Origin of the sequence: Pseudomonas sp. P20, assembly GCF_016463925.1 — a bacterium.
Classification (GTDB): domain Bacteria; phylum Pseudomonadota; class Gammaproteobacteria; order Pseudomonadales; family Pseudomonadaceae; genus Pseudomonas; species Pseudomonas aeruginosa.
In genome coordinates this window covers 1-702 of sequence record NZ_JAEMVM010000143.1, presented here as the reverse complement: position 1 = coordinate 702, position 702 = coordinate 1, and the positions used below count along the sequence as shown (strand labels likewise).

At 63.7% G+C, this 702-nt stretch carries 1 pseudogene; it reads left to right on the top strand.

Annotated elements, in window-relative coordinates:
* A pseudogene (locus tag JHD77_RS33410) lies at positions 1-702 on the top strand (hypothetical protein); the annotation flags it as partial.

Sequence of the window (702 nt, the reverse complement as noted above, 5' to 3'; positions counted from 1 at the left end):
AGGCCCTGAGCAGCCGGCCGAGTAACCTGCGCGGCCTGCAGGGCGATGTGGTGATCGACGAGGCGGCGTTCCACGAGTCCCTGGAGGAACTGCTGAAGGCCGCCCTGGCTCTGACGATGTGGGGTAACAAGGTCCGCCTGATCAGCACCCACAACGGTGTCGACAACCCGTTCAACCAGTACATTCAGGATGCCCGCGAGGGCCGCAAGGATTACAGCGTTCACCGCATCACCCTGGATGATGCGATCGCCGAAGGGCTGTACAAGCGAATCTGCTTCGTCACCGGTCAGGAGTGGTCGCCCGAGGCCGAGAAGGCGTGGCGCGATGGGCTGTACAAGAACGCCCCCAATACCGAGTCCGCCGACGAGGAATACGGCTGCATCCCGAAGAAGTCCGGCGGCGCCTACCTCTCTCGCGTGCTCATCGAGCAGGCGATGGTCCAGGACCATTCGATCCGTATCTACCGGTACGAGGCGCCGGAAGGTTTCGAAGGCTGGACGCCACAGATGCGGGAAGACGAGATCCGCACCTGGTGCGAAGAAAACCTTCTGCCAGAGCTGGCCAGGCTGGACCCGGAGAACACCCACAGCTTTGGCGAAGACTTCGCGCGCCGTGGCGACCTGACCGTGTTCACCCCGCTGCAGATCTCGCCGACCCTACGCAAGCGGGAGGCGTTCCGGGTCGAGCTGCGCAACCTGACCT